This window comes from Bacillus chungangensis, from assembly GCF_030812995.1.
Lineage (GTDB): Bacteria > Bacillota > Bacilli > Bacillales > Bacillaceae_C > Bacillus_CF > Bacillus_CF chungangensis.
This window is the reverse complement of the sequence record NZ_JAUSTT010000011.1, coordinates 119,972-143,612: the sequence shown is the minus strand read 5'-3', so window position 1 is coordinate 143,612 and position 23,641 is coordinate 119,972. Positions and strand designations below refer to the sequence as shown.

Genomic DNA, 23,641 nt, shown 5'->3' with positions numbered 1-23,641 from the left:
CCATTATTAGAAACGGCCAGAAAAATGAGCTGTATAGCAGCATTTTTCTAGCCATCATGTACAAACAACATCTTTAAAGTGGCTTGATTACTTCCATATTTCTCATATATGGACGAATTGCTTTCGGAATAATAACACTGCCATCAGCTTGCTGATAATTTTCTAAGATGGCAGCAACAGTTCTTCCAATCGCTAGCCCAGAGCCATTCAACGTATGGACATGCTCTGGCTTTGCATTTGCTTCACGACGGAAGCGAATATTGGCTCTTCTCGCTTGGAAGGCTTCAAAATTACTGCAAGATGAAATTTCTCGATAAGTTCCATAGCTTGGAATCCATACCTCTAAATCATATTTTTTTGCAGCTGTAAAACCTAAATCAGCCGTACACATACTCATGACCCGATATGGAAGCTCCAACAATTGCAAAACTCTCTCTGCCTGATTTGTCAAATTTTCTAATTCTTGATAGGAATCCTCTGGCTTAACAAACTTAACAAGCTCCACTTTGTTAAATTGGTGCTGGCGAATTAATCCTCTTGTATCACGTCCGGCAGAGCCCGCTTCTGAACGAAAGCAAGCACTATATGCTACATAGTTCAACGGTAAATTGCTGCCATTCAGAATTTCGTCACGATGGTAGTTTGTAACTGGTACTTCGGCAGTTGGAATTAAAAAATAATCTTCATTTTCAATAAGAAAAGCATCTTCTTCAAATTTTGGCAGCTGTCCCGTACCAGTCATACTTTGGCGATTCACTAAAAATGGCGGCATCATTTCAACACATCCATGCTCTTCAATATGCAAATCTAGCATGAAATTGATGAGCGCCCGCTCTAATCGTGCACCCACTCCTTTATAAAAAACAAAGCGGCTGCCGGTTACCTTTGAAGCACGTTCAAAATCTAAAATATTTAGATCAGTTGCTAAATCCCAATGAGGCTTCGGTTCAAAATCAAACTGCCGAACATTCCCCCATTGCCGAACCTCGACATTATCATCTTCTGTTTCTCCAACTGGTACTGTTTCATGTGGAACATTTGGAATAGATAGAAGCAATTGTTCCAAAACAGCCTCCACTTCACGCAACTGATCATCAATTATTTTAATGTCATCTCCAACTTTGCGCATTTCAATAATAAGATGATCTGCATCTTGTTTTTCACGCTTCATCTTGGCGATTTGTTGAGAAACTTCATTTCGCTTACTTTTTAATTTTTCCGTTTCTATAATATATTCACGTCTTTTTTGATCCAAATCCTCAAACTTTTCTAAATCAGTTAAATCTTCGCCGCGATATTGCAGCTTTGCACGAATTTCAGTAATGTTATCACGCAAATACTTCATGTCTAACATTTTTCTTCCTCCTTTTTGATAATGATGACAATCAGCAAAAGGTGAATCCATCTGTCTTACTATCATCTGTGTTTTATTAAACAAGTAAAACTTGGCGTTGCCATAAAGTGTACAGCGGAGATTAGATTACACAAGAAAAATTTTCTTTTTCCAAGTGTTTCCTACATAAAAAAATGCCCTCATCCCCCAAACAAAGGGACGAGAGCATTCGCGTTGCCACCCTAATTAAAAGCAATTTCATCATTGCTTTTCACTTCATGTTCATAACGGTTTTTTGCCGAAAATGCTTACTAATCTCTTGATATTCAGCATTTTACTCAAAGATGGATTCATAAGCGCTATTCATCGGTTCGCACCAACCACCGACTCTCTTTGAATAGGAAGCTTATTACTAATTCTTCTCATCGATTTGGTTATTTCGTTTTTTTAAAAAGCAAGACAGTTACCTTTACTTTAAGTTATCTTTCAATGTACTATATTCATGTGCTTATTGCAACTGTTTTATTCAGAAGCAGCTGCTTTAGGTAAGCTTATTCGCTTCGATCCTGCATTCTCTCTCCCGCTGAAAGTGTATTGATGTCAATACCTTTCATTGCAGTGCCAAGATCTTTAGAAAGCTCTGCAATCAGTTTGTAATCTTCATAATGCTTTGTTGCTTCAACGATCGCTTTGGCAAATTTTGCTGGGTTTTCTGATTTAAAAATTCCCGAACCAACGAAAACTCCGTCTGCCCCAAGCTGCATCATCAGTGCAGCATCTGCAGGAGTAGCTACTCCACCAGCGGCAAAATTAGCAACTGGCAAGCGTCCTTCTTTTTTAATTGCTAATAATACTTCATACGGTGCACCTAGTTGTTTTGCTTCCGTCATAATTTCGTCCTCGCTCATATGAACAAGTTTTCGAACTTGGGCTTGCACCTTCCGAAGATGTCGAACTGCCTCGACAATGTTGCCAGTACCCGGCTCTCCTTTTGTCCTTAACATCGATACACCTTCACCGATACGGCGGGCTGCTTCTCCTAAATCTCTGCATCCACAGACGAATGGAACGTTATAGGCGCTTTTATTAAGATGAAACTCTTCATCCGCTGGTGTCAAGACTTCACTTTCATCAATATAATCTACACCCATCGCTTCTAGCACACGAGCTTCCACAATATGTCCGATTCTTACTTTTGCCATCACTGGTATACGAACAGCACCCATCACTTCTTCTACAATACGCGGGTCAGCCATTCTAGCAACGCCCCCAGCAGCACGAATATCAGAAGGAACACGCTCTAAAGCCATTACAGCAATCGCGCCGGCTTCTTCAGCAACCTTTGCCTGTTCAGCATTAATAACGTCCATAATGACGCCGCCGTTTGGAATGATTGTCTCTTTATTTGCAAAGCTTGCCATCTTTATTACCTCTTTCTATCAGCATTTTAAATTAACTTACTATTTAAATAAACACATAAAAATAGCATTGTCAAGCATGTCCTATTAAAACCAATTCGTTACGCTTTTCCAAAGGTCAGAAAAGAATCCTCCGATTCCTCTCATCGTTAAAACAAACCAATTTGCTTTTTTCGCTTCGTCTGCAACTACTACATTAACTGCTGGTTCGCCCATAATATATCCAAGTTCTTCGCCATTCTTATATTGGGCCGTTAACGTGCCTATTACTTGGCCTTTTTTCACTGGGGCTGTTAATCCACCATCCTTGTTCAGTGCTTTTTTATCTAATGTTAGCACTGGATCATAGGAATCCTTTTCACTATTTTTAATGATCATTGAAAGAGGTTTATCTGTATGGATTTTCACCTTTTTTTCTTTTCCTTTAGCCAATGAAAGGGTCGATTGTTTTTTTACTTGATAGTTTGCTGGAAACAATTCTACAAGTGAATAATTATTAAATGCATAGTTCATCATTTTTTTCGTTGCATCAAAGCGTGCTTCATATGTTCCTTGGCCTTTTTCATTTTTCGCATTCATGACAACCGTAATGACGCGCATTCCATTAATATTAGCTGTTCCAGTAAAACAATAGCCAGCAAAGTCAGTAGTACCAGTTTTTAAACCATCGACACCTTCCATGCCAAAAATAAGGGATGGAAGCATAAAGTTCCAATTTTGCATTGGAAGTGCATCCTCCGTGCCTTCTCGAAATGTAAGCTTCGGAATACTCGTTGTTTCCAGCACTTCTGGATAATCCTCTAATAAACGCATTGCCAGCATAGCGGTTGATCGTGCCGACATCACATTTTCATCTTCAGGACCGGTGCCTTCGGGATGCATTCCTTTTAAATCATGATTATTTAAACCTGTTGAATTAACAAACTTGTAATCTTTTAAGCCAAGTTCTGCAGCTTTATCGTTCATCATTTTTACGAAGTTTGTTTCTGAACCTGCAATAGTTTCTGCGATTGCAATGGTTGCTCCATTTGCTGAATAAATAGCCAATGCTTCATACAACTCACGAATCGTATACACGCCATCTCTTCGTAAGGGAACGTTTGATAAAGATAGGTCTTGGGAAATTTGATATGTATAATCGTTAACATGATATTCCTGATCCCAGCTAATCTTTTTCTCCGCAATAGCTTCAAACAATAAATACTCTGTCATCATTTTTGTCATGGAAGCAATACCTAACGTCGTATCCGGATTTTTTGCATATAAAATTTTCCCAGTACTTGCTTCTACTAAAATGGCAGCATCTGCATTTATGTTAAGTGGATCTTGTGCATAAACAGGCCGAGAAAAAAGAACGCTGCTCATCAATAGCCAAACAGCTGCTAAGCACGTCATATACTTCAATATCAACTTCTTTTTCACATGTTAGCCCTCCATCATTCAAATATACAAACCTTTTGTTATTTTAACATAGTTGAATAAGGTTGAGTAGATAAAGTAAAACTTCCATAGTAGAGGTTTGCTTTCTTCCCCTATATAGAGCATCTCATACTAAGTTTTTTATAAAATGGAGAAGTAAATTTACTTCTTATTTCCCACTTTTAGCGAAAAAAACAAAAAAAAGAGGGCATCTCACCCTCTCTTTTTTATTATAAAGTACTATAATTCGGTGCTTCTTTCGTAATTTGAATGTCGTGAGGATGGCTTTCTCTTAAGCCCGCCCCAGTCATTCGTATGAACTGTGACTTTTCGCGAAGATCGAATAGGTCTTTCGCTCCACAATATCCCATGCCTGCACGAAGTCCGCCAGTTAACTGATAAATTGTATCTGAAAGCGGTCCTTTATAAGGCACACGCCCCTCGATGCCTTCCGGAACAAATTTCTTTGCATCTTCTTGAAAATAACGATCTTTAGAGCCTTTTTCCATCGCAGCAACAGAACCCATGCCACGATAGGTTTTAAAGCGGCGCCCTTGATATATTTCCGTATCGCCAGGGCTCTCTGAAGTGCCTGCAAGCAAACTGCCAAGCATTACTGCATGTCCACCGCTCGCCAAGGCTTTTACTATGTCTCCAGAAAATTTAATCCCACCGTCAGCAATGATGGCTTTTCCTTGCTTTCTTGCTTCTGCTGCGCAATCGTAAATCGCAGTTATTTGTGGAACACCTACACCAGCAACAACCCTAGTCGTACAAATAGAGCCAGGACCAATTCCAACTTTTACGATATCTGCACCAGCAGCAAATAATTCCCTAGTTGCTTCTGCAGTAGCAACATTTCCAGCAATGATATTTAGATCAGGATAAGCGTCTCTAATTGATTTAACGGTGCCAATGACGCCTTTATGATGTCCATGAGCCGTATCAATTACAATCACGTCGACACCAGCCTTCACAAGGCCCTCTATCCGTTTCATCGTATCACCTGTAACGCCGACTGCCGCCCCAACTAATAATCTGCCCTTGCTATCCTTTGCTGAGTTCGGAAACTCAATTACTTTCTCAATATCCTTAATCGTAATAAGTCCTTTTAATACACCTTTTTCATCTACTAGCGGCAGCTTCTCAATTCTATGTTTTTGAAGAATGCTTTCTGCTTCTGCTAATGTTGTTCCGACTGGAGCCGTCACAAGGTTATCCTTCGTCATCACATCTGCAATTGGAATCGAGTAGTCTTGAATAAAACGCAAATCGCGGTTCGTAATAATCCCAACTAGCTTCAGCTCTTTTTCGTTATTAACGAGCGGCACCCCAGAAATACGATATTTGCCCATTAAATGCTCTGCGTCAAAAACTTGATGTTCTGGAGTTAAGTAAAATGGGTTTGTAATAACGCCACTTTCTGATCGTTTTACCTTATCCACCTGCTCTGCCTGATCTTCAATGCTCATATTCTTATGAATAATTCCGATTCCGCCTTGGCGAGCCATGGCAATCGCCATTTGTGCTTCTGTTATCGTGTCCATACCTGCACTGATTAAAGGAATTTTTAGTTTTAAAGTACTGGTCAATTCGACACTTAAATCTACATCTTTCGGTAAGATGTCTGATTTCGCTGGCATTAATAAAACATCATCAAAAGTAAGTCCTTCTTTTACAAACTTCGATTCCCACATTTTTTTTCCTCCCGGCTCAAATATTATTAGTAGGTTATCAATTGGTTAAAATACTGTCAAGATAAACAATATTTATTGCATTTTTCAAATAATTGGAGGGCAATTGTCATGGTCAATTATTCAAATATATGGAAACAACTTTGCTTTTTTCAATCAGCATCTGCGACGCAAAAATTCTTAAAAAAGCAGTATGAGCAGCGACAGATTGAGCAAAACAGTGCAAAAAGCACTGAAAATTGCTACCCATTTATGTATTATTTGGAGCAAGCTGAAATTTATTACAACCAAGCAGCTGCTGCACCATTTTCGATTAGACCACTGCTTCTGTTTTATGGGTTGACACATTTATTCAAAGCACTCTTATTAGCTGTCGATCCGGATTATCCAGAAAACACGTCTGTATTGGCTCATGGAGTATCATCCAGAAAAAGAAAAAAACAAGCTTTTCATTTTTTTCAAGATGAAATTAAAATTCAAAAGCACGGACTATTCCCACACTTTACCAAAAAATGTTTTAACTTACCGAGTTTGGAAGGAGAAAAAGTCCAGATGTCTGATTTGTTTTTAAATATCCCTGAGTTGGACGATACTTATCTTTTTTTAAAAAAGGAAAGCCATATAATGGAAATCATTGAAGAGCAGCCTCACATTTTCTTCATACCTAATCTAACAAAAATGGAAGAAATAAAAGATTACTTGCAAAAATACTTCGCTAATAAAGTAACATGGCTAGAAAATAAAAAAGAGGAGGCGCTTCTTTTTCGTCTTGATTGTCAGAAACCATTAGCTGCGCCATTTCGCTATCATCTTTATAAAAAGCATTATTGCCTCCCAGCGAAACAAAATAAGCTAAGTCTGTACCCAGAGCTATTGAGTCATTATTTAATGTTATATAATTTAAGTATGATTGCGAGATATGAAACAAGTTGGTGGTGTCGATTTTTGAAATCAACGCCAACGAACGACTATCCACTAATCCATTCATTTTTACAAATAACGTTGGAAAAAACACCGTTTTTAGCATTTCAATACTTAACAGCCGATTAGCAGCTGAGGCAAAATCAAATTAAAAACATAGAGTAGATAATGTTGAACACGTTAGATCAAATAATGAAAAAGAATTTGATGGCCTCGTTTTAAAACACAATATTATTTAACGACATTTTTGACGTATTAAAATAAAAAAAGACAAACACATATAGCCTATGTGTTTGTCTTTTTTTATTTCATTGCTTGGCAGTGTTCTACTCTCACAGAGGGAAATCCTCCACTACCATTGACGCTGAAAAGCTTAACTTCCGTGTTCGGGATGGGAACGGGTGTGTCCTTCTCGCCATTACTGCCAAACAAGTATGGTGGAGCCTAGCGGGATCGAACCGCTGACCTCCTGCGTGCAAGGCAGGCGCTCTCCCAGCTGAGCTAAGGCCCCATTTTTTCAAGTGGGAATGGTGGGCCTGAGTGGACTCGAACCACCGACCTCACGCTTATCAGGCGTGCGCTCTAACCAGCTGAGCTACAGGCCCACATTGAACAACGACTTCATTAATATATCATAGAAAATTGGTAGAGGTCAATCACTTTTTATAAAAAAAACAAAAAGAAAGGAACGACACGAAAAACCGCTTATCAAAAAGGGCTCTTCATGTCGTTTTCTATAGGATTATTTGTTCAATAAACAAATCTCGTTTTTCTTCTAAATTAATCATTTCTTTCGTACGGCATACTTTCACTAAAGGCCTTGTTAATGCTTCTGCTTTCACGAATAATACTTCCGCCTGCTCTCCATTTGAAAGCTTTAGTTGTGTTCCTTGCTTAAAATTAGCGATTAAAGACGAAAGTGCACGTAGCACGATAAAGTCAAATTTTCCAAAATGATCTTCGAATAATTGCTGAATTACTCTAAAAGGCGACTGTTCCTGATTCATCGTATAGTAGGCATCAGCAACTGCAATAACTTTAGCTAGATCATGAATTTGATCAGCTTTTAAACCTTCTGGGTAGCCGCTTCCGTCCAGTCTTTCCTGATGTTGATAGATAGCGAGCTTTGTATCTGTTGTTAAGAATGGTGAAGCTTTTACCATTTGATAACTAAGAGCAGGATGCTTCTTTACTTCCGTATACACTTCTGTTGTCAGTTCCTGAGCTTGATTCAACCATTTTTCTGGCATTTTCGCCATCCCACAATCCATTAAACAGCCTGCTAAAACAGCTTGCACGTATCTTCCTTGTTCGAGCCCAAGTTTTTTGGCAAGCATTCCACTAATAATCCCGGTGCTAATTGCATGGTGGGCGACATAATCTTTCTTATTAGCTTGTTGGGATAGAGAATAAATGATTGTTATATCTTTTATTGCTTCTTCCGCTATTGGAAGAACTAGCTTTCTCACTGCAGCAATATCAACAGGTGCTCCTGACTGCCAGTTTTTAAATTCTTGTTGATACATATCGACAGCTTTTTTATATTTGATGTGAAAGGATGAAGCCGGATCGTCTAATCGTTCATTTTTTGCCAAAAGAGCAGCCTGTTTCGTTGGCGTTCTATCTCCGAGTTTTAGCTTCACCTTTACATCCGTAATAAAAAATGCTTTTAATACCTCGATATGCTTCTCAGTCAAAACGGTTTCCTTTCGAATGAGCGGATATTGCGTTAACCCCATGACATCCTCGTTTAATATACAGCCTGCTTGCAAATCTTCAACTTTCGTTTTCATTAGCCCCACCTCAGTACAATCAGTTGCTATACATTTCTAGTTTACAAAGCGAGCCAATATTTGGCAAGCCCTACAATGATTGACATCAGTGAGGATATGAATATAATTATCAGAGACGTAAAACGAATGAAGCATTATTCTTCCTCATTCTCGCTTTGTTCCGCTTCTGTTTCTATTTGCTCGGATTCAGGAATTTCCTCTTCTTCCTCTTCTTCTTTTTCCACTTTGGTAACAGTAGCAACATACTCATCTTCATCTAACCGTATTAACTTCACACCTTGGGCATATCTTCCAAGTTGGGAAATAGCACCAACATCCATACGGATTAACACGCCGCCAGCAGTAATTAACATAAGATCTTCTTCTCCTGTTACGGTTTCCATCGCCACTAGCTCGCCCGTTTTTTCCGTAATTGTACAAGTTTTTAATCCTTTTCCGCCTCTTGTCTGAGGACGATATTGTGATGCTGATGTCCGTTTTCCATAGCCATTCTTCGTTACAACTAACACATCTTCATGTTCTTCTAATGTTTCCATCCCGATCACTTCATCATCTTGATTTAACGAGATTCCTTTCACTCCAGTAGCGGTTCTGCCCATTTCACGCACATTTTCTTCAGGAAAATGAATGAGCATTCCGTCCTTCGTTCCAATAATAATATGCTTGTTGCCATCGGTTAACTTAACAGAAATCAGTTCATCTTCTTCACGTAAATTAATGGCGATCAAGCCGCTCGTCCGAATGTTGGCAAATGCAGAAACGGATGTCCGCTTTGAAATACCGCGTTTTGTAGTAAAGAAAAAGAATGCATCTCCTACAAATTTTTCCACACATATCATCGTATTGACTTCTTCATCTTGCTCAATACCAAGCAAATTAATAATCGGAATTCCTTTTGCCGTCCTGCTATACTCTGGTATTTCATACCCTTTTGCTTTATACACTTTTCCTTTGTTCGTAAAAAACAAAATCGTATCATGGGTAGAAGTCGTTAATAAGTGTTGGACAAAATCATCTTCATTTGTCCCCATTCCCTGTACACCGCGTCCACCCCTGCGTTGACTGCGATAAGTAGAGATAGGCAGACGTTTAATGTAGCCGTTATGTGTCAATGTAACAACGATATTTTCTTGAGGAATCAAGTCCTCATCCTCAATTTGTCCAAGACCGCCTGCTACAATTTCAGTTTTGCGGACATCGTTGAAGCGCGCTTTTATCTCTAAAAGTTCTTCACGAATAATTTCCAAGATTTTCTCTTGATCAGCAAGAATGCCCTTCAATTCTGTAATTAACTGTACAAGCCCTTGATATTCTTCTTCAATTTTTTCTCTCTCTAAGCCAGTAAGACGCTGCAAGCGCATATCTAAAATAGCTTGTGCTTGTTTTTCTGACAAAGAGAAGTTCTCTATGAGCCCATTTCGTGCAATTTCCGTCGTTTGTGAACCTCTAATTAAGCTAATAATAGCATCAATATGATCGAGAGCAGTCCGCAAACCTTCTAAAATATGAGCGCGCGCTTCGGCTTTTCGAAGCTCAAATTCTGTTCTCCGTCGAATAACGACCTTTTGATGTTCTAAATAATAGTACAAGCATTCCTTTAAATTTAAGACTTTTGGCTGTTCGTCTACTAACGCAAGCATATTGATGCCGAAGCTTGTTTGCAATGCTGTAAGTTTATATAAATTATTTAATACGACATTCGCATTCGCATCCCTGCGAACTTCCATTACAATTCTCATCCCATTGCGATCTGATTCATCGCGCAAGTCTGTAATCCCTTCAATTTTCTTTTCACGGACAAGTTCAGCGATTCTTTCAATCAGCCTTGCTTTATTCACTTGGTAAGGCAATTCATGAACGAGGATCGTTTCTCTGCCATTTGCATGTTGTTCAATTTCTACACGTGCTCGCAATGTAATGGAGCCTCGTCCTGTCTCATAAGCACGTCGAATTCCGCTTCTCCCGACAATCAACCCAGCTGTAGGAAAATCTGGACCTACAATATACTCCATTAATTCCTGAATCGTAATATCTGGGTCTTTGCTTAAAGCTAAAAGGCCATCAATGACTTCTCCAAGCTGATGTGGAGGAATATTCGTTGCCATCCCAACAGCGATGCCTGAAGTCCCATTTACAAGCAGGTTAGGGTATCGTGAAGGAAGGACAACCGGCTCATTCTCCGACTCATCATAATTAGGTTTATAATCGATTGTATCTTTATTAATATCACGAAGCAGCTCCATCGATATTTTCGACATCCGGGCTTCTGTATATCGCATCGCAGCTGCGGAGTCGCCATCGACAGAACCGAAGTTTCCATGTCCATCAATAAGCATATAACGATAACTGAAATCTTGTGCCATCCTTACCATCGTTTCATATACAGCTGAATCGCCATGAGGATGATATTTTCCGATGACATCTCCGACAATACGAGCTGATTTTTTATATGCCTTATCTGATGTCATACCTAATTCATTCATTGCATACAAAATTCGACGATGGACAGGTTTTAAACCATCCCTTACATCTGGTAATGCCCTCGAAACAATCACACTCATTGCATAATCTAAAAAAGATGAACGCATCTCTTTACTAATATTGACTTCTATTACATTATTGTTTGGTGTTTCCGCCATTACAGGAACCTCCTTTTAGAAAACTTGCCAATTGTCATCAAGCTTGACAGCGGCTTCGTTTTTGTGAAAAGAAAACTTTTCCCTTGCGTGTGATTGGCGTTGCAATCTAATCAGCTCTTTGTTTCTTTACTTCCATGAGGGCTTTATTTTATGTAAATAAAGTGAAACTTCCATCAGTGGGGGTTTTCTTTCATCCCCCATACAAAGGATCTCAAGCTAAAAGCGCGACGTCCTGTCGCAACGCTTGAGTGACCTACGTCCTGTAGGCCCGAACCAATCGGACATTTGACTTTCAGTTATCCCCACCTAGCGCTTCTGATTCCTCTAACTCTTGAGGTGGGGGTCTTACTGCCAGTTAGATGTGGGATAAAACGAATGAAGCAACCGGCTTCATCCGATTGCTCTCGCCTTATTTAAAAGAAAGACAACGAATTGGCTCTTCCACATGCAGATGCGGATGCATGAAGGGAACAGAGAAAAAGGAGCCTATTCTCCTTCGCTGTTAACGTCATCTTTAAATATCTAAGTTTTTCACAGATAAAGCATTTTCTTCAATAAATTGACGTCTTGGCTCCACCTTATCACCCATCAAAATTTCAAATGTTTCATCTGCTTCTATCGCATCTTTTAAGCTTACTTGCAATAATGTCCTTGTTGATGGATCCATCGTTGTTTCCCAAAGCTGTTCTGGATTCATCTCACCTAAACCTTTATAGCGTTGAATGCCAGGTTTTGGCTGCTGCGGCATTTCTGACATTATCTTTTCAAGATCTGGGTCGTCATAAGCATAAACCACTTTCTTCCCTTGCGTAATTTTATATAGAGGAGGCTGTGCAATATATATATAGCCTGCTTCAATAATTGGACGCATATAACGGTAAAATAGCGTCAATAATAATGTGCGAATATGAGCGCCATCAACATCAGCATCCGTCATAATGATGAGCTTATGGTAGCGAGCTTTGGAAATATCAAATTCATCGCCGACCCCGGTTCCAAGCGCTGTAATAATTGTTCTAACTTCATCATTTGAGAGCACTTTATCTAAGCGGGCCTTCTCTACATTAATGATTTTCCCTTTAAGTGGGAGGATCGCTTGAAAATGACGATCACGGCCTTGCTTAGCAGAACCGCCAGCTGAATCTCCCTCTACCACGTATAACTCACTTACAGATGGGTCTCTGGAGGAGCAATCTGCTAATTTACCTGGCAAACTAGATATTTCCAAAGCGCTTTTTCGCCTTGTCATTTCCCGAGCTTTTTTCGCTGCCATTCGTGCTCTTGCAGCCATCATTCCTTTTTCGACAACTTTCCGAGCTACCTTTGGATTTTCCAGCATATATCTTTCCAAATGCTCTGAGAAAATAGAATCTGTCACAGTCCGAGCTTCCGAATTGCCAAGCTTTGTCTTTGTTTGCCCTTCAAACTGGGGATCAGGGTGCTTAATTGATAAAATCGCTGTCAAACCTTCGCGAACATCTTCACCGGTCAGGTTTGCATCATTTTCTTTAAAAATGTTATGCTTGCGCCCATAATCATTGATCACACGCGTCAAAGCTGTTTTAAAGCCGAATTCATGCGTACCGCCTTCATACGTATTGATATTATTAGCAAAAGAGTAAAGATTGCTGGCAAAACCTTCGTTATATTGCATCGCAATTTCTACAACAATCTCATCTTTCTCTCCTTCTATATAAATCGGTTCGTCATGAACAAGTTCTTTTGAACGATTTAAATGCTCAACATATGACTTAATACCGCCCTCGTAGTGATACTCCTGCTCTTTTATCTCTTCTCCGCGTTTATCTTGAAGAGAAATTTTTAAACCCCGATTTAAAAAAGCGAGCTCTCGAATTCGGGTCGCAAGGATATCATACTCAAATTCTACCGTCTCCGTAAAAATTTCCTTATCAGGAACAAAATGAATAATCGTTCCTGTTTTTTCTGTATCTCCGATTACCTTCAAATCGAAGCAAGGTACGCCCCGTTCATATTTTTGATAATGGATCTTCCCATCTCGATGAACGTAAACTTCCAACTCTTTAGAAAGTGCATTCACAACAGATGATCCAACACCATGAAGCCCTCCAGAAACCTTATAGCCGCCGCCCCCAAACTTTCCGCCAGCATGCAGAACCGTTAATATTACTTCAACCGCTGGTCTGCCTACTTTCTCTTGAATTCCCACTGGGATGCCCCGGCCATTATCTGTCACAGTAATACTATTATCTTCTTCAATAATTACGTTGATCTCATCACAATAGCCTGCTAATGCTTCATCAATACTATTATCAACAATTTCCCAGACGAGATGATGCAAGCCTTTTCCACTTGTAGAACCAATATACATACCAGGACGTTTTCGAACAGCGTCCAATCCTTCTAGGACTTGTATCTGGTTTTCATCATATGTTTGTTCTTCTACATCTGGTTGTTCCATTACCATACAGATTCACCTGCACTTTCTTGACCTTTAATTATCAAATCGCGGCAATGTTAGTGATTTTACCTAGAATCTTCGCAGCTAAAATGGAGTCAAGTAGATGCTTGACTGCTCCATTTTTTTGATCGTTTTTTCAATGTATTTGAAGCAAGTGGTGAGAGAAAAATATGCTGATTTGTAATAACTAGAGACTTATATGCTCCTTTTGAAAGATTAGAAACAGAGGATGCTGCACTTTCTAAGTATCGTCGAACTGAAAGGGACTCGTTAGCCGTTTTGCTGTCTAGAATAGCAATAATATCGTGTGTCCTTATCATCCTATCTGCTCCAACATGAATATACATGCTCTCACCTCATTTCAACCTCGTGATTGAACCGTTTTCTACATAAAAAGTTGAAGCTTCTTTCAATGCTTGATGATCAATTCCATCAACACTTGTCGTTGTGACAAACGTTTGCACTTTATCTCTAATGGTATTTAGCAAATGAGATTGACGAAAATCATCAAGCTCAGATAAAACATCATCTAATAATAATATCGGGTACTCGCCAATCTCTGCATGGATCAATTCAATTTCCGCAAGCTTGACTGAAAGTGCAGTCGTGCGTTGCTGGCCTTGAGAGCCGAATTGTTGTACATCATGGCCGTTAACAAAAAATAAGAGATCGTCGCGATGAGGTCCAATAAGAGTCACCCCACGGTCGATTTCTCTTTTTCTTATTGATAAAAATTTTTCCTCGAATATATTTATTAGTTTTGACCAATCAAAACGATCTGATACGTCCACAAAAGGTTTGTATACAAGCCGTAATGTTTCCTGATTGCGCGTGATGCTGCTTTGGATCGGCTGGGCCCATTCTTCTAAGAGCTGTACAAATTCATAACGTTTTTGGATAATTTTGACAGATATTTCAATAAATTGCTCTGTCAAAACATCAAGCATCGTATGATCCTTTTGTTTATTGATTTGCAGTTGCTTTAAATAATGATTTCGCTGCTGCAATATTTTTTGGAATTGACTCATTTCATACAAATACACTGGGGAAATCTGACCCATTTCCATATCAATAAAACGCCTTCTCACCCGAGGATTGCCTTTAACAAGGTGTAAATCTTCCGGTGCAAACATGACGATATTCATATTGCCTACATACTGACTGAGTCGCTTTTGTTCTAGGTGATTGACTTTTGCCTTTTTCCCCTTCCTCGAAATCACTAACTCCATTGGAAATTCACCGTTTGATTTATGAACCCTACCTTCTATTTTAGCATATTCTGACTTCCAGCGTATTAAATCTTTATCATTGGAGGTTCGATGTGATTTTGCCATTGCCAAAACATAGACCGCTTCCATCATATTTGTTTTTCCTTGAGCATTTTCACCAAGAATGACATTTACATGATTTTCAAAAGAAATATCCAATGATTCATAATTTCGATAGTTTCCTAAACGCAATTCCTTTATATGCATCTTCGTAACACCCTTTAATATTTATCCCGCTTAATCGCTGTCCGCAAGCCTTCAAGCTGCCGAATGTCAACAGAAGCCTCACAAAGAAGCCAGCATTTTTAGTGCTTGCACGCAGATGTAGCTCTTCCTAGAGTTGTTCCAAAGATGTAATGTAATCAATTCTAACCAACATCTAAAGAGCAGAAAGTCCTTTCTAGAACTTTTCTAGAGGAAAGGGAGCGTTTTTCATACATCTTACTGCTAAAATAAACTCCTTAAAAGTTGAAGCTCAAACTGGAGACTATTTATTTTCTAAATCTTTTTCAATTTTCGATGTTATGATAAATTCCCCTATTTCTGGTATCCGAATTCGATCTCCATGAACTAATTTTCTTCCGCGCCTTTGATCTTGTTCATCATTAATAAAAACGATGTATTCATTTAAAAACCATTTCGCCATACCGCCTGAAGGAATTAAATCTGCTAATTTCAAAAATTGCCCTAACGTAATGATATCCGTTTCAATGTTCATTTCTTTTTCCACGTTCTCACTCTTTCATTGCTATTTGTTTTTCCGCTTACGATCGCTCATTGTTGTCTCTTTATTTTACTAAAGTTTTGGAACAAACACAAAGTTTAGCAAGAACAGTAGGGTAGACTGCAATTACAATGGAGTAAGATATGGTTGGGAGAAAAAAAGTAAAACTTCTTATCCAGTGAATTTTCTCTCATCCTTCACTAGATAAGAAGCTGAACAAAGATTAAGAGTACGGCGTCTTACTGATTAGATATAAATATGAATTTACAACAACAGGAAAAATAATCGATGACGCCCGCAGATTAATATGTGCGAACTGGCAGTATGAGCTGGAGAATGGAATCATCATTAGTAGGCTGAATAATAAAAGGACTCATTGCTCCAGTAAACTTGATATTCATTTCCGTCCCTTCTAATACTTTTAATGCCTCCATCATGTATTTAGGGCTAAACGATATTTTGAGATCTTCTCCCTCAATAGACTTGCTTTTTAGCTGCTCTATGACTTTTCCGATCTCCGGCGTATTAGAGGATATTTCTATGTGATTATTTTCCAGCGTAGACAATTTTACAACATTATTTTGTCCATCTCTCGCTAATAATGAAGCACGATCAATTGATTGCAAAAATTCTTTCGTGTCAATGATCATTTCCGTTTTATTATGAGTTGGAATGAGCTGAGAAGTATTTGGATAATTCCCTTCTAGTAAACGCGATAAGAACAGTAAGTTTTTAGATTTAAAAAGTACTTGATTATCCGTAATAACAATATCGACTGTCTCTTTGGAATCATCTAATATTTTACTTAATTCACTCAGACTTTTCCCAGGAATAACAATATTGTACTCAGCTGGATTATTTGTCTCAATTTGGATTTTCCTCATTGCCAAACGATAGCTATCTGTTGCAACACAGGTCAGCTTATCATTTTCGACTTGCCAGTTTACACCTGTCAAGATTGGGCGTGTTTCTGAGGTGGACACTGCAAAGACAGTTTGCCGAACAATTGTTTTAAAAAGATCGTTCGCAATAGAGAACATGTTCCCTTCAGTAATTTGCGGCAAATGTGGATATTCATCTGGATCTAATCCATTTAAATTAAATTCTGATTGACCAGAACGAATGATTGTTTGTAAGTGATTACTCACTTGAATTTCAACAAGGTCTGTCGGGAGTTTTTTGATAATATCATTGAAAAATCTTGCTTGCAGAACGATTCCGCCACTTTCTATCACTTCTACAATTTCATTTCCGTCCTCTTCTTTAGGAATAAAGGATTCAATGGAAATGTCTGAGTCGCTTCCTGTTAATGTCACACCTTCCTCTGTTACCATTATTTTGATTCCTGTTAATATTGGAATTGTTGTTCTTGAAGTAATTGCTCGCATTACATCTTGTACGCTTTGAACAAGACGATCTCGTTGAATAATAAATCGCATGATATTCCCCTCCGTTTGTAATCTTATATATTTATTATATTTAAAAATAATAGTAGTAATAGTAATAGTGCTTGTGATTATGTGGATAACTAAGAAAAAGAAAGGAAACACAGTCTATCCACTTGTGGATAGACTGTGTATAAGCTTGTCTCTATTATGCACAGAATCCCCGATATGCTAAAGACTTTTTAATGTTTCTTTAATCGCTGCAATCTCTTTCTCTAATTGCGGATCTGTTTGAACGAGCTTTGAAATTTTATCGTGAGCATGAATCACTGTTGTATGATCGCGTCCACCGAATTCATCCCCAATTTTAGGGAGAGAAAAATCGGTTAACTCTCTTGATAGATACATAGCTATTTGTCGAGGATAGGCAATAGATTTTGTTCTTTTCTTTGCCTTAAAATCTTCTAATTTCACATTATATTGATCCCCAACTATTTTTTGAATGTCATGAATAGTGATGACTTTTGGCTTGGAGCTCGGAATAATATCTTTTAATGCTTCCGCAGCTAAATCAGCATTAATATCTTTATTAATAAGAGAAGAAAATGCGACAACTCTAATAAGTGCACCTTCAAGCTCCCGAATATTAGAGTCGATTTGATTGGCAATATAAAGCATGACTTCATTCGGAATATCAAGACCATCTGCTTTTGCTTTTTTTCGTAAAATTGCAATCCTCGTCTCTAAATCAGGCGGCGTAATATCTGTAATTAATCCCCATTCAAAACGAGATCTTAATCGATCCTCTAAAGTTGGAATTTCTTTCGGGGGTCTATCACTAGAAATAATAATTTGCTTTTGCTCTTCATGCAATGTATTGAATGTATGGAAAAATTCTTCCTGTGTTTGTTCTTTTCCAGCTAGAAATTGAATATCATCTATTAAAAGCACGTCCACATTACGATATTTATTGCGAAATTCCCCTGCTTTATTGTCACGAATAGAATTAATAAATTCGTTTGTAAATTTTTCCGAAGAAAGATACACGACTTTTGCATTCGGAGTGTGTTCAAGAACATAATGGCCGATAGCATGCATTAAGTGGGTTTTTCCTAGCCCAACGCCCCCATAAATAAATAATGGATTGTAAGCTTTAGCAGGTGCTTCTGCCACAGCTAAAGAAGCAGCATGAGCAAAACGGTTGCCTGATCCGATTACAAATGTGTCAAATGTGTACTTGCCATTTAACATATTTTTCATCGAGTCAACTGGTTCTTCAAGTATTTTCTTCTCCTGGACATTAGTTTTCATCGAATCTTCTTCGCTGTTTTGTGGAATAATGAATTTTGTATTTAGTTCTTCACCTGTTATTTCATATAAAACACCAGATATTAATTTAGAGTAGCGACCTTCTAACCAATCACGCGCAAAATCATTTGGAACGGAAATAATAAAAGTATCTCCTTGTATGGAGTGAGCTTCAGTCGCTTTTAACCATGTATCAAAACTTGGTTTACTGATCTTTTTTTCAATACTTGAAAGAGCTTTATTCCAAAGATCAGCGATATTCTCCAATGTTAATCCCCCCTTTAACTTTTCAATTCCTATCATGCTGCGAAGGTGTTATATAACAAAAATGCTATTAGTACTTAGGGTATTTATAAATATTCATTAACATGAATGTGGAAAAGTATATAATAAAGAAGAAAAGCGGATTTCGACACTATCCACCGGCTGTGGACAACTCTATCCAAAAAGTCCATAAAATTTATCCACACGTTATCAACAGTTTGTGGATAAATGATGAATTGATATTAAGATGTTCAGTGTAAAACACAATAAGCATAACAAAAATAATCTGAACTAGCAATGGTTTTTAAAAATTACCCACAAGATAAAGAGGGTGTGGAAAATAAATGTCCACAGGCTTTTAATTTGTGAAAAACTTGTCGATAAAGGCTGTGGACAAAAAAATAATTGTCGAAAGCTATCCACAGGTTATGTGGAAGGGGCTCTTCAAGTTAGTTAAAAAATAAAAACAAGTCTTTTTCGAAAAAAAGTTGACAATCTTTTGTAGTCGTCTATATAATTATAAAGACTGTCTGATAGTGATTGATTTGTTATCCTCGAAAGACTCAGGGAGGTGTCATAAATGAAAAGAACGTTTCAACCGAATAAACGTAAAAGAAGCAAAGTACATGGTTTCCGTGCGCGAATGAGTACCAAGAACGGACGTAAAATTTTGGCTAACCGTCGCCGTAAAGGAAGAAAAGTATTGTCAGCGTAGGCCACTGAACCGTCTCAGTGGTCTTTTTTCGCATTAGGATAAAGGAAGGCGGCTCTAACAACCCCAAAAAAATATCATGCTCACTATAAAGGCAGTTAAGTGAGGGAAAACGAAAGATGCACTTGCTTTATCCTACTAAGTATATAAATCCTCTCTTCGGAGTCTTGACGGATGGGATTCTCACTATTTGTTTACAATGCAGGTGGATATATGAGGAAAGCATGGCGAATTAAAAGGAACGATGAATTTCAAGCCGTTTTTAAAAACGGCAAGTCTTTTGCAAATAGACAATTTATCGTTTATATGTTAGAAAAAGAAGGACAAGCGCATTTTAGAATTGGTTTATCTGTAAGCAAAAAAATTGGAAATGCAGTAGTAAGGAACCGAATAAAACGGTACTTGCGCCAAGTGTTTTTCGAATTAGAGACAGATATAGCAAAAGAAAAAGATTATGTGATCATCGCCAGAAAACCGGCGGCCAAAATGGATTTTCATGAAGTGAAAAAAAGTATGCAGCATGTATTGACATTGGCAAAAGTATTAAAAGTGCGTGTTCAAAAAGGCAGAAAGAAAGAACCAAGAGTTTCAAAAAACTAAGCATGCAAGTGAGCAGCAGAGTCAAACTGAAATTCGACTGTTCTTTTTCTTAGTCTTTTTTGAACAATCTAAAAGAACACAAACGTTATCATGGCCATTACTGTCATGCCGAACGTTCAAAGTCGTTAAAAAACCTCTGCATACCTCTATGTTACAGCAGTTCACCTGTATTTTACAGGTTTGAATACTATTTCTTGGTTTTTATCTATCAAGACAAGCAATCACTTTTTTTCCGATAAAGCCAATGATGTCATCTTTAACAGATAGTTGGGAGGAAGCTTCGGTTGAAAAAGCGAATACTATTATTTATTGGAATCATTGGGTTGTTAGCAGTGCTTTCAGGGTGTACCCAGGTTAATGAACCGATTACGTCAGAAAGTACAGGGATTTGGAACCAATACTTTGTATATCCACTTTCTTGGTTAATTACAAAAGTAGCCGAATTCTTTGGGAATAGTTATGGATTAGCAATTGTCATCGTAACGCTCCTTATTCGTTTTGCAATTTTGCCATTAATGATTAAACAGACAAAAAGTTCAAAAGCAATGCAGGCTCTTCAGCCAGAAATGCAAAAACTGCGTGAAAAATATAGTTCTAAAGATGCCCAAACACAGCAGAAGCTGCAGCAAGAAACAATGGAGCTCTTTAGCAAACATGGTGTAAACCCATTGGCGGGCTGTTTTCCATTGCTTATTCAAATGCCGATTTTAATTGGATTTTATCATGCAATTATGAGGACAGAAGCGATTAAGCATTATTCTTTTCTATGGTTTGATTTGGGATCACCGGATCCACTATTTCTTTTGCCACTTATCGCAGGATCAACAACATTTTTACAACAAAAAATGATGATGGCAGGAACAGAAGGCCAGAATCCTCAAATGGCAATGATGCTCTGGATCATGCCGATTATGATTATTGTCTTTGCAATTAATTTGCCAGCTGCACTTTCTTTGTACTGGGTAGTAGGTAATATCTTTATGATTATTCAAACATATTTTATTAAAGGCCCAGATTTAAAGAAAACGAATGTGAAAGCTGGAGGTACGGGGGGAGCTAAAAAGTGAAAGAAGTAACTGCTAAAGGACAGACAGTCGAAGAAGCAGTCAATTCAGCTCTAGCTCAGCTTCAGACATCAAGAGAGCAAGTGGATATCGAAGTGATAGACGAGGGGAAAAGGGGATTGCTTGGAATTTTTGGAAACCGTTCTGCAATCGTCAATGTCAAAATAAAAGCAGATCCCATTAAAGAAGCGAAGCTATTTTTGCTGGATGTCATGGACAAGATGGGAATTCAAGCAAGTATTCAAACTGTACAAGAGGGACGGATCGTAGAATTTAAAATATCAGGAGACAAGCTTGGATTAATGATTGGAAAAAGAGGACAAACATTGAATTCGCTTCAATACTTGACTCAACTTGCAGCCAATCGTCATGCAGAGCATTTTCTTACTTTTATTTTAAATCCTGAGGGCTATCGTGAAAGACGAGAAGCAACTTTAAAGCAGCTCGCGGAAAGATTGGCAGACAAAGCAATCTATACAAAAACTGCTGTACGATTAGAACCAATGCCGTCTTTTGAACGAAAAATTATTCATACGGTTCTTGCTGAAAATGAGCAGATTGAAACGATTTCCGAAGGAGAAGAACCACACCGTTATCTCGTTATTAAACCAAGCTAATGATGAACTAAAACCCTTCTAGGCAATGTTGCCTGAAGGGTTTTTTGTATTGTAAATGCTAGAAAGTGACCTAATTTATCCCACATCTAACTGGTAGTAAAAAAGTGAGAGAAGGAATAGAGAAATCTAGGCGACCACTAAATGAAAAATCAAATGTCCGATTAGACCAAACATACAGGTCGTTCTCGTTTTTAGCATAAGATCCTCTATGTAAAGGCATTGAGAAAAACTCCTCTGCTGGAAGTTTCACTTTGTATAGTCGTCAAAGATATAAAGGGTGCCAGTGCTTTTTTATTTTGATAAGTAGAGAATCCTTATTCGCCAGTCGTTCACATGTGGATAAAATAATATAGATTAGCAAAATCAGTTTATTGTTATTCACTTGTGGATAAGTTAAAATATAAGTATATTCCGCCTGACTGTGGATATTTTATTTTTAGTCAACGGAATAGGAAAAAAGCATTTTCTCTTTAAGAGTTTATTGTTCAGTAGACCGGCAAGTTGGAACGTTGCTGTTTTTAGGTAGAGGATACTATAGAGCAGCAAGCTAAGGAGTGGCATAAGCAGTCTTTTGGACAATTTTATATCATATAGATTGGGAAGAAAGTGGTGTAGAGAGTGAAAGGTGATACAATTGCTGCAATTTCGACTCCACTTGGCGAAGGAGCCATTGCAATCGTACGATTAAGTGGAGAGCAAGCCATTTCAATTGCAGATAAATTATTTAAAAGTGGTTCTAAACGGTTGCAAGAGGTGGCTTCACACACTATTCATTATGGGCATATTGTTGATCCGAAATCAGAGCAAGTTGTTGAAGAAGTGATGATGAGTGTGATGAGAAGTCCAAAAACATTTACGAAAGAAGATGTGGTCGAAATCAATTGCCATGGCGGCATTGTTACAGTCAATCGTGTGTTGCAGTTAGTTTTACAAAATGGCGCCCGCTTAGCCGAGCCTGGTGAGTTTACGAAGCGGGCATTTTTGAATGGCCGTATCGACCTATCTCAAGCTGAAGCAGTAATGGACTTAATTCGAGCAAAGACAGATCAGGCTATGAATGTGGCTTTAGGGCAAATGGAAGGAAAATTATCAGCACTCATCAAAAAACTTCGCCAGGAAATCTTAGAAACGTTGGCACATGTAGAAGTAAATATTGATTATCCTGAATATGATGATGTCGAAGAGATGACCCATCGCATGTTAATTGAAAAGGCCACATTTGTTCGAACAGAGATAAAAAAGCTGCTGCAAACCGCACAGCAAGGGAAAATATTGCGGGAAGGATTATCGACTGTTATCATTGGAAGGCCAAATGTTGGGAAATCTTCGTTATTAAATAGTCTTGTTCAAGAAAATAAAGCAATTGTAACGGATATTGCTGGAACGACACGTGATATTATTGAGGAATATGTCAATGTGAGAGGCGTTCCTCTTCGTTTAGTAGATACAGCAGGCATTCGGGAAACAGAAGACATTGTTGAACGGATTGGTGTTGAACGCTCGCGCAAAGTTTTAAAAGAAGCAGATATGATACTGTTTGTTATCAATAGTGCAGAACCATTAACAAAAGAAGACGAACAACTATTTGAAGCGGTAAAAGATATGGATGTTATCGTTATTCTGAATAAAACAGATTTGCCGACGAAAGTAAACATGGAGAAGGTGTATGAACTTGCTAAAGATCATCAAGTAGTAGCGACATCTTTGCTGGAGGAAAAAGGTGTAGACGAATTAGAGGAAGCAATTGCTGCAATGTTTTTTGCTGGTTCTATTGAAGCTGGTGATCTAACATACGTTTCCAATAATCGCCATGTTGCTTTATTGCACCAATCATTAGAAGCAATTGAAGATGCTTTAGAAGGGATAGAAAATGGTATCCCGATAGATATTGTCCAAATCGATTTAACAAGGACTTGGGAGCTATTAGGGGAAATTATCGGCGATAGTGTACACGAAAGTTTAATTGATCAGCTTTTCTCTCAATTCTGTTTAGGAAAATAAGCAAGAGAAGCGGAATGATAAGGCCTCCAAGCTTCTTGGTT

The 23,641-nt window shown here is 38.2% G+C and carries 18 protein-coding genes, 2 tRNA genes, 1 rRNA gene and 1 other annotated feature; of the genes, 6 read left to right on the top strand and 15 right to left on the bottom strand.

The window, feature by feature from the left end:
* Window positions 1-73: 73 nt before the first annotated feature.
* The 4 genes from serS to guaB form a co-directional block, all read right to left on the bottom strand.
* Window positions 74-1,354: a serine--tRNA ligase gene (gene serS / locus J2S08_RS10800; protein ID WP_307229389.1), complete on the bottom strand. Its 1,281-nt coding sequence runs from the start codon at window positions 1,352-1,354 to the stop codon at window positions 74-76.
* A gap of 191 nt (window positions 1,355-1,545) precedes the next feature.
* Window positions 1,546-1,768, bottom strand: a binding site (T-box leader).
* Between the two features lie 116 nt (window positions 1,769-1,884).
* Entirely contained in the window at window positions 1,885-2,754 is an 870-nt protein-coding gene (pdxS, locus tag J2S08_RS10795) for a pyridoxal 5'-phosphate synthase lyase subunit PdxS (protein ID WP_307229387.1), read from the bottom strand.
* Window positions 2,755-2,838: 84 nt separating this feature from the next.
* The gene (locus tag J2S08_RS10790) at window positions 2,839-4,146 is read right to left on the bottom strand and encodes a serine hydrolase (protein ID WP_370875669.1); all 1,308 of its coding nucleotides are present in this window, start codon (window positions 4,144-4,146) and stop codon (window positions 2,839-2,841) included.
* Between the two features lie 254 nt (window positions 4,147-4,400).
* Window positions 4,401-5,867: an IMP dehydrogenase gene (gene guaB, locus J2S08_RS10785; RefSeq protein WP_307229385.1), complete on the bottom strand. Its 1,467-nt coding sequence runs from the start codon at window positions 5,865-5,867 to the stop codon at window positions 4,401-4,403.
* Between the two features lie 108 nt (window positions 5,868-5,975).
* Between guaB and J2S08_RS10780 the strand changes: the two genes are divergently transcribed.
* Window positions 5,976-6,914 (top strand): YaaC family protein, encoded by a 939-nt coding sequence (locus tag J2S08_RS10780; RefSeq protein WP_307229383.1) that lies wholly within the window; start codon window positions 5,976-5,978, stop codon window positions 6,912-6,914.
* A gap of 184 nt (window positions 6,915-7,098) precedes the next feature.
* Here J2S08_RS10780 and rrf read toward each other — a convergent pair.
* From rrf to dnaA, 11 genes are all read right to left on the bottom strand, one after another.
* Window positions 7,099-7,214, bottom strand: a 5S ribosomal RNA gene (rrf, locus tag J2S08_RS10775).
* A 6-nt stretch (window positions 7,215-7,220) separates the two neighbouring features.
* A tRNA-Ala gene (locus J2S08_RS10770) sits at window positions 7,221-7,296 on the bottom strand.
* 17 nt (window positions 7,297-7,313) lie between these two features.
* Window positions 7,314-7,390, bottom strand: a tRNA-Ile gene (locus J2S08_RS10765).
* A gap of 129 nt (window positions 7,391-7,519) precedes the next feature.
* A complete protein-coding gene (locus J2S08_RS10760) occupies window positions 7,520-8,578 on the bottom strand; it encodes an HD-GYP domain-containing protein (protein ID WP_307229381.1) in 1,059 nt (352 codons plus the stop codon).
* 134 nt (window positions 8,579-8,712) lie between these two features.
* Entirely contained in the window at window positions 8,713-11,217 is a 2,505-nt protein-coding gene (gene gyrA / locus J2S08_RS10755) for a DNA gyrase subunit A (RefSeq protein ID WP_307229378.1), read from the bottom strand.
* Window positions 11,218-11,731: 514 nt separating this feature from the next.
* On the bottom strand, window positions 11,732-13,657 hold the full coding sequence (gene gyrB, locus J2S08_RS10750; protein ID WP_307229411.1) for a DNA topoisomerase (ATP-hydrolyzing) subunit B: 1,926 nt from the start codon (window positions 13,655-13,657) through the stop codon (window positions 11,732-11,734).
* Between the two features lie 95 nt (window positions 13,658-13,752).
* On the bottom strand, window positions 13,753-14,004 hold the full coding sequence (remB, locus tag J2S08_RS10745; RefSeq protein ID WP_307229376.1) for an extracellular matrix regulator RemB: 252 nt from the start codon (window positions 14,002-14,004) through the stop codon (window positions 13,753-13,755).
* 9 nt (window positions 14,005-14,013) lie between these two features.
* Entirely contained in the window at window positions 14,014-15,132 is a 1,119-nt protein-coding gene (gene recF, locus J2S08_RS10740) for a DNA replication/repair protein RecF (RefSeq protein ID WP_307229374.1), read from the bottom strand.
* Between the two features lie 280 nt (window positions 15,133-15,412).
* On the bottom strand, window positions 15,413-15,655 hold the full coding sequence (gene yaaA / locus J2S08_RS10735) for a S4 domain-containing protein YaaA (protein ID WP_307229372.1): 243 nt from the start codon (window positions 15,653-15,655) through the stop codon (window positions 15,413-15,415).
* 296 nt (window positions 15,656-15,951) lie between these two features.
* A complete protein-coding gene (gene dnaN, locus J2S08_RS10730) occupies window positions 15,952-17,088 on the bottom strand; it encodes a DNA polymerase III subunit beta (RefSeq protein ID WP_307229369.1) in 1,137 nt (378 codons plus the stop codon).
* A 177-nt stretch (window positions 17,089-17,265) separates the two neighbouring features.
* Complete coding sequence (gene dnaA, locus J2S08_RS10725; protein WP_307229366.1) at window positions 17,266-18,609, bottom strand: chromosomal replication initiator protein DnaA; 1,344 nt, start codon at window positions 18,607-18,609, stop codon at window positions 17,266-17,268.
* A 577-nt stretch (window positions 18,610-19,186) separates the two neighbouring features.
* On the opposite strand from dnaA, the gene rpmH reads away from it, so the two are divergent.
* The 5 genes from rpmH to mnmE all read left to right on the top strand — a co-directional run bounded on the left by rpmH (window position 19,187) and on the right by mnmE (window position 23,600).
* Window positions 19,187-19,321, top strand: a complete 135-nt coding sequence (rpmH, locus tag J2S08_RS10720; RefSeq protein ID WP_307229364.1) for a 50S ribosomal protein L34 — start codon at window positions 19,187-19,189, stop codon at window positions 19,319-19,321.
* A gap of 210 nt (window positions 19,322-19,531) precedes the next feature.
* On the top strand, window positions 19,532-19,918 hold the full coding sequence (gene rnpA, locus J2S08_RS10715) for a ribonuclease P protein component (protein WP_307229409.1): 387 nt from the start codon (window positions 19,532-19,534) through the stop codon (window positions 19,916-19,918).
* Window positions 19,919-20,202: 284 nt separating this feature from the next.
* A complete protein-coding gene (gene spoIIIJ / locus J2S08_RS10710; protein WP_307229362.1) occupies window positions 20,203-20,985 on the top strand; it encodes a YidC family membrane integrase SpoIIIJ in 783 nt (260 codons plus the stop codon).
* The gene (gene jag / locus J2S08_RS10705) at window positions 20,982-21,599 is read left to right on the top strand and encodes an RNA-binding cell elongation regulator Jag/EloR (RefSeq protein WP_307229360.1); all 618 of its coding nucleotides are present in this window, start codon (window positions 20,982-20,984) and stop codon (window positions 21,597-21,599) included. Before spoIIIJ ends, jag begins: the two co-directional genes overlap by 4 nt.
* A 618-nt stretch (window positions 21,600-22,217) precedes the next feature.
* A complete protein-coding gene (gene mnmE / locus J2S08_RS10700; RefSeq protein WP_307229358.1) occupies window positions 22,218-23,600 on the top strand; it encodes a tRNA uridine-5-carboxymethylaminomethyl(34) synthesis GTPase MnmE in 1,383 nt (460 codons plus the stop codon).
* Window positions 23,601-23,641: the final 41 nt, after the last annotated feature.

Bases quoted from the DNA above. Each gene is read 5' to 3' on its own strand.
- serS (WP_307229389.1), bottom strand. From the start codon at position 1,354: ATGTTAGACATGAAGTATTTGCGTGATAACATTACTGAAATTCGTGCA.
- pdxS (WP_307229387.1), bottom strand. From the start codon at position 2,754: ATGGCAAGCTTTGCAAATAAAGAGACAATCATTCCAAACGGCGGCGTC.
- J2S08_RS10790 (WP_370875669.1), bottom strand. From the start codon at position 4,146: ATGACGTGCTTAGCAGCTGTTTGGCTATTGATGAGCAGCGTTCTTTTT.
- guaB (WP_307229385.1), bottom strand. From the start codon at position 5,867: ATGTGGGAATCGAAGTTTGTAAAAGAAGGACTTACTTTTGATGATGTT.
- J2S08_RS10780 (WP_307229383.1), top strand. From the start codon at position 5,976: ATGGTCAATTATTCAAATATATGGAAACAACTTTGCTTTTTTCAATCA.
- J2S08_RS10760 (WP_307229381.1), bottom strand. From the start codon at position 8,578: ATGAAAACGAAAGTTGAAGATTTGCAAGCAGGCTGTATATTAAACGAG.
- gyrA (WP_307229378.1), bottom strand. From the start codon at position 11,217: ATGGCGGAAACACCAAACAATAATGTAATAGAAGTCAATATTAGTAAA.
- gyrB (WP_307229411.1), bottom strand. From the start codon at position 13,657: ATGGAACAACCAGATGTAGAAGAACAAACATATGATGAAAACCAGATA.
- remB (WP_307229376.1), bottom strand. From the start codon at position 14,004: ATGTATATTCATGTTGGAGCAGATAGGATGATAAGGACACACGATATT.
- recF (WP_307229374.1), bottom strand. From the start codon at position 15,132: ATGCATATAAAGGAATTGCGTTTAGGAAACTATCGAAATTATGAATCA.
- dnaN (WP_307229369.1), bottom strand. From the start codon at position 17,088: ATGCGATTTATTATTCAACGAGATCGTCTTGTTCAAAGCGTACAAGAT.
- rpmH (WP_307229364.1), top strand. From the start codon at position 19,187: ATGAAAAGAACGTTTCAACCGAATAAACGTAAAAGAAGCAAAGTACAT.
- rnpA (WP_307229409.1), top strand. From the start codon at position 19,532: ATGAGGAAAGCATGGCGAATTAAAAGGAACGATGAATTTCAAGCCGTT.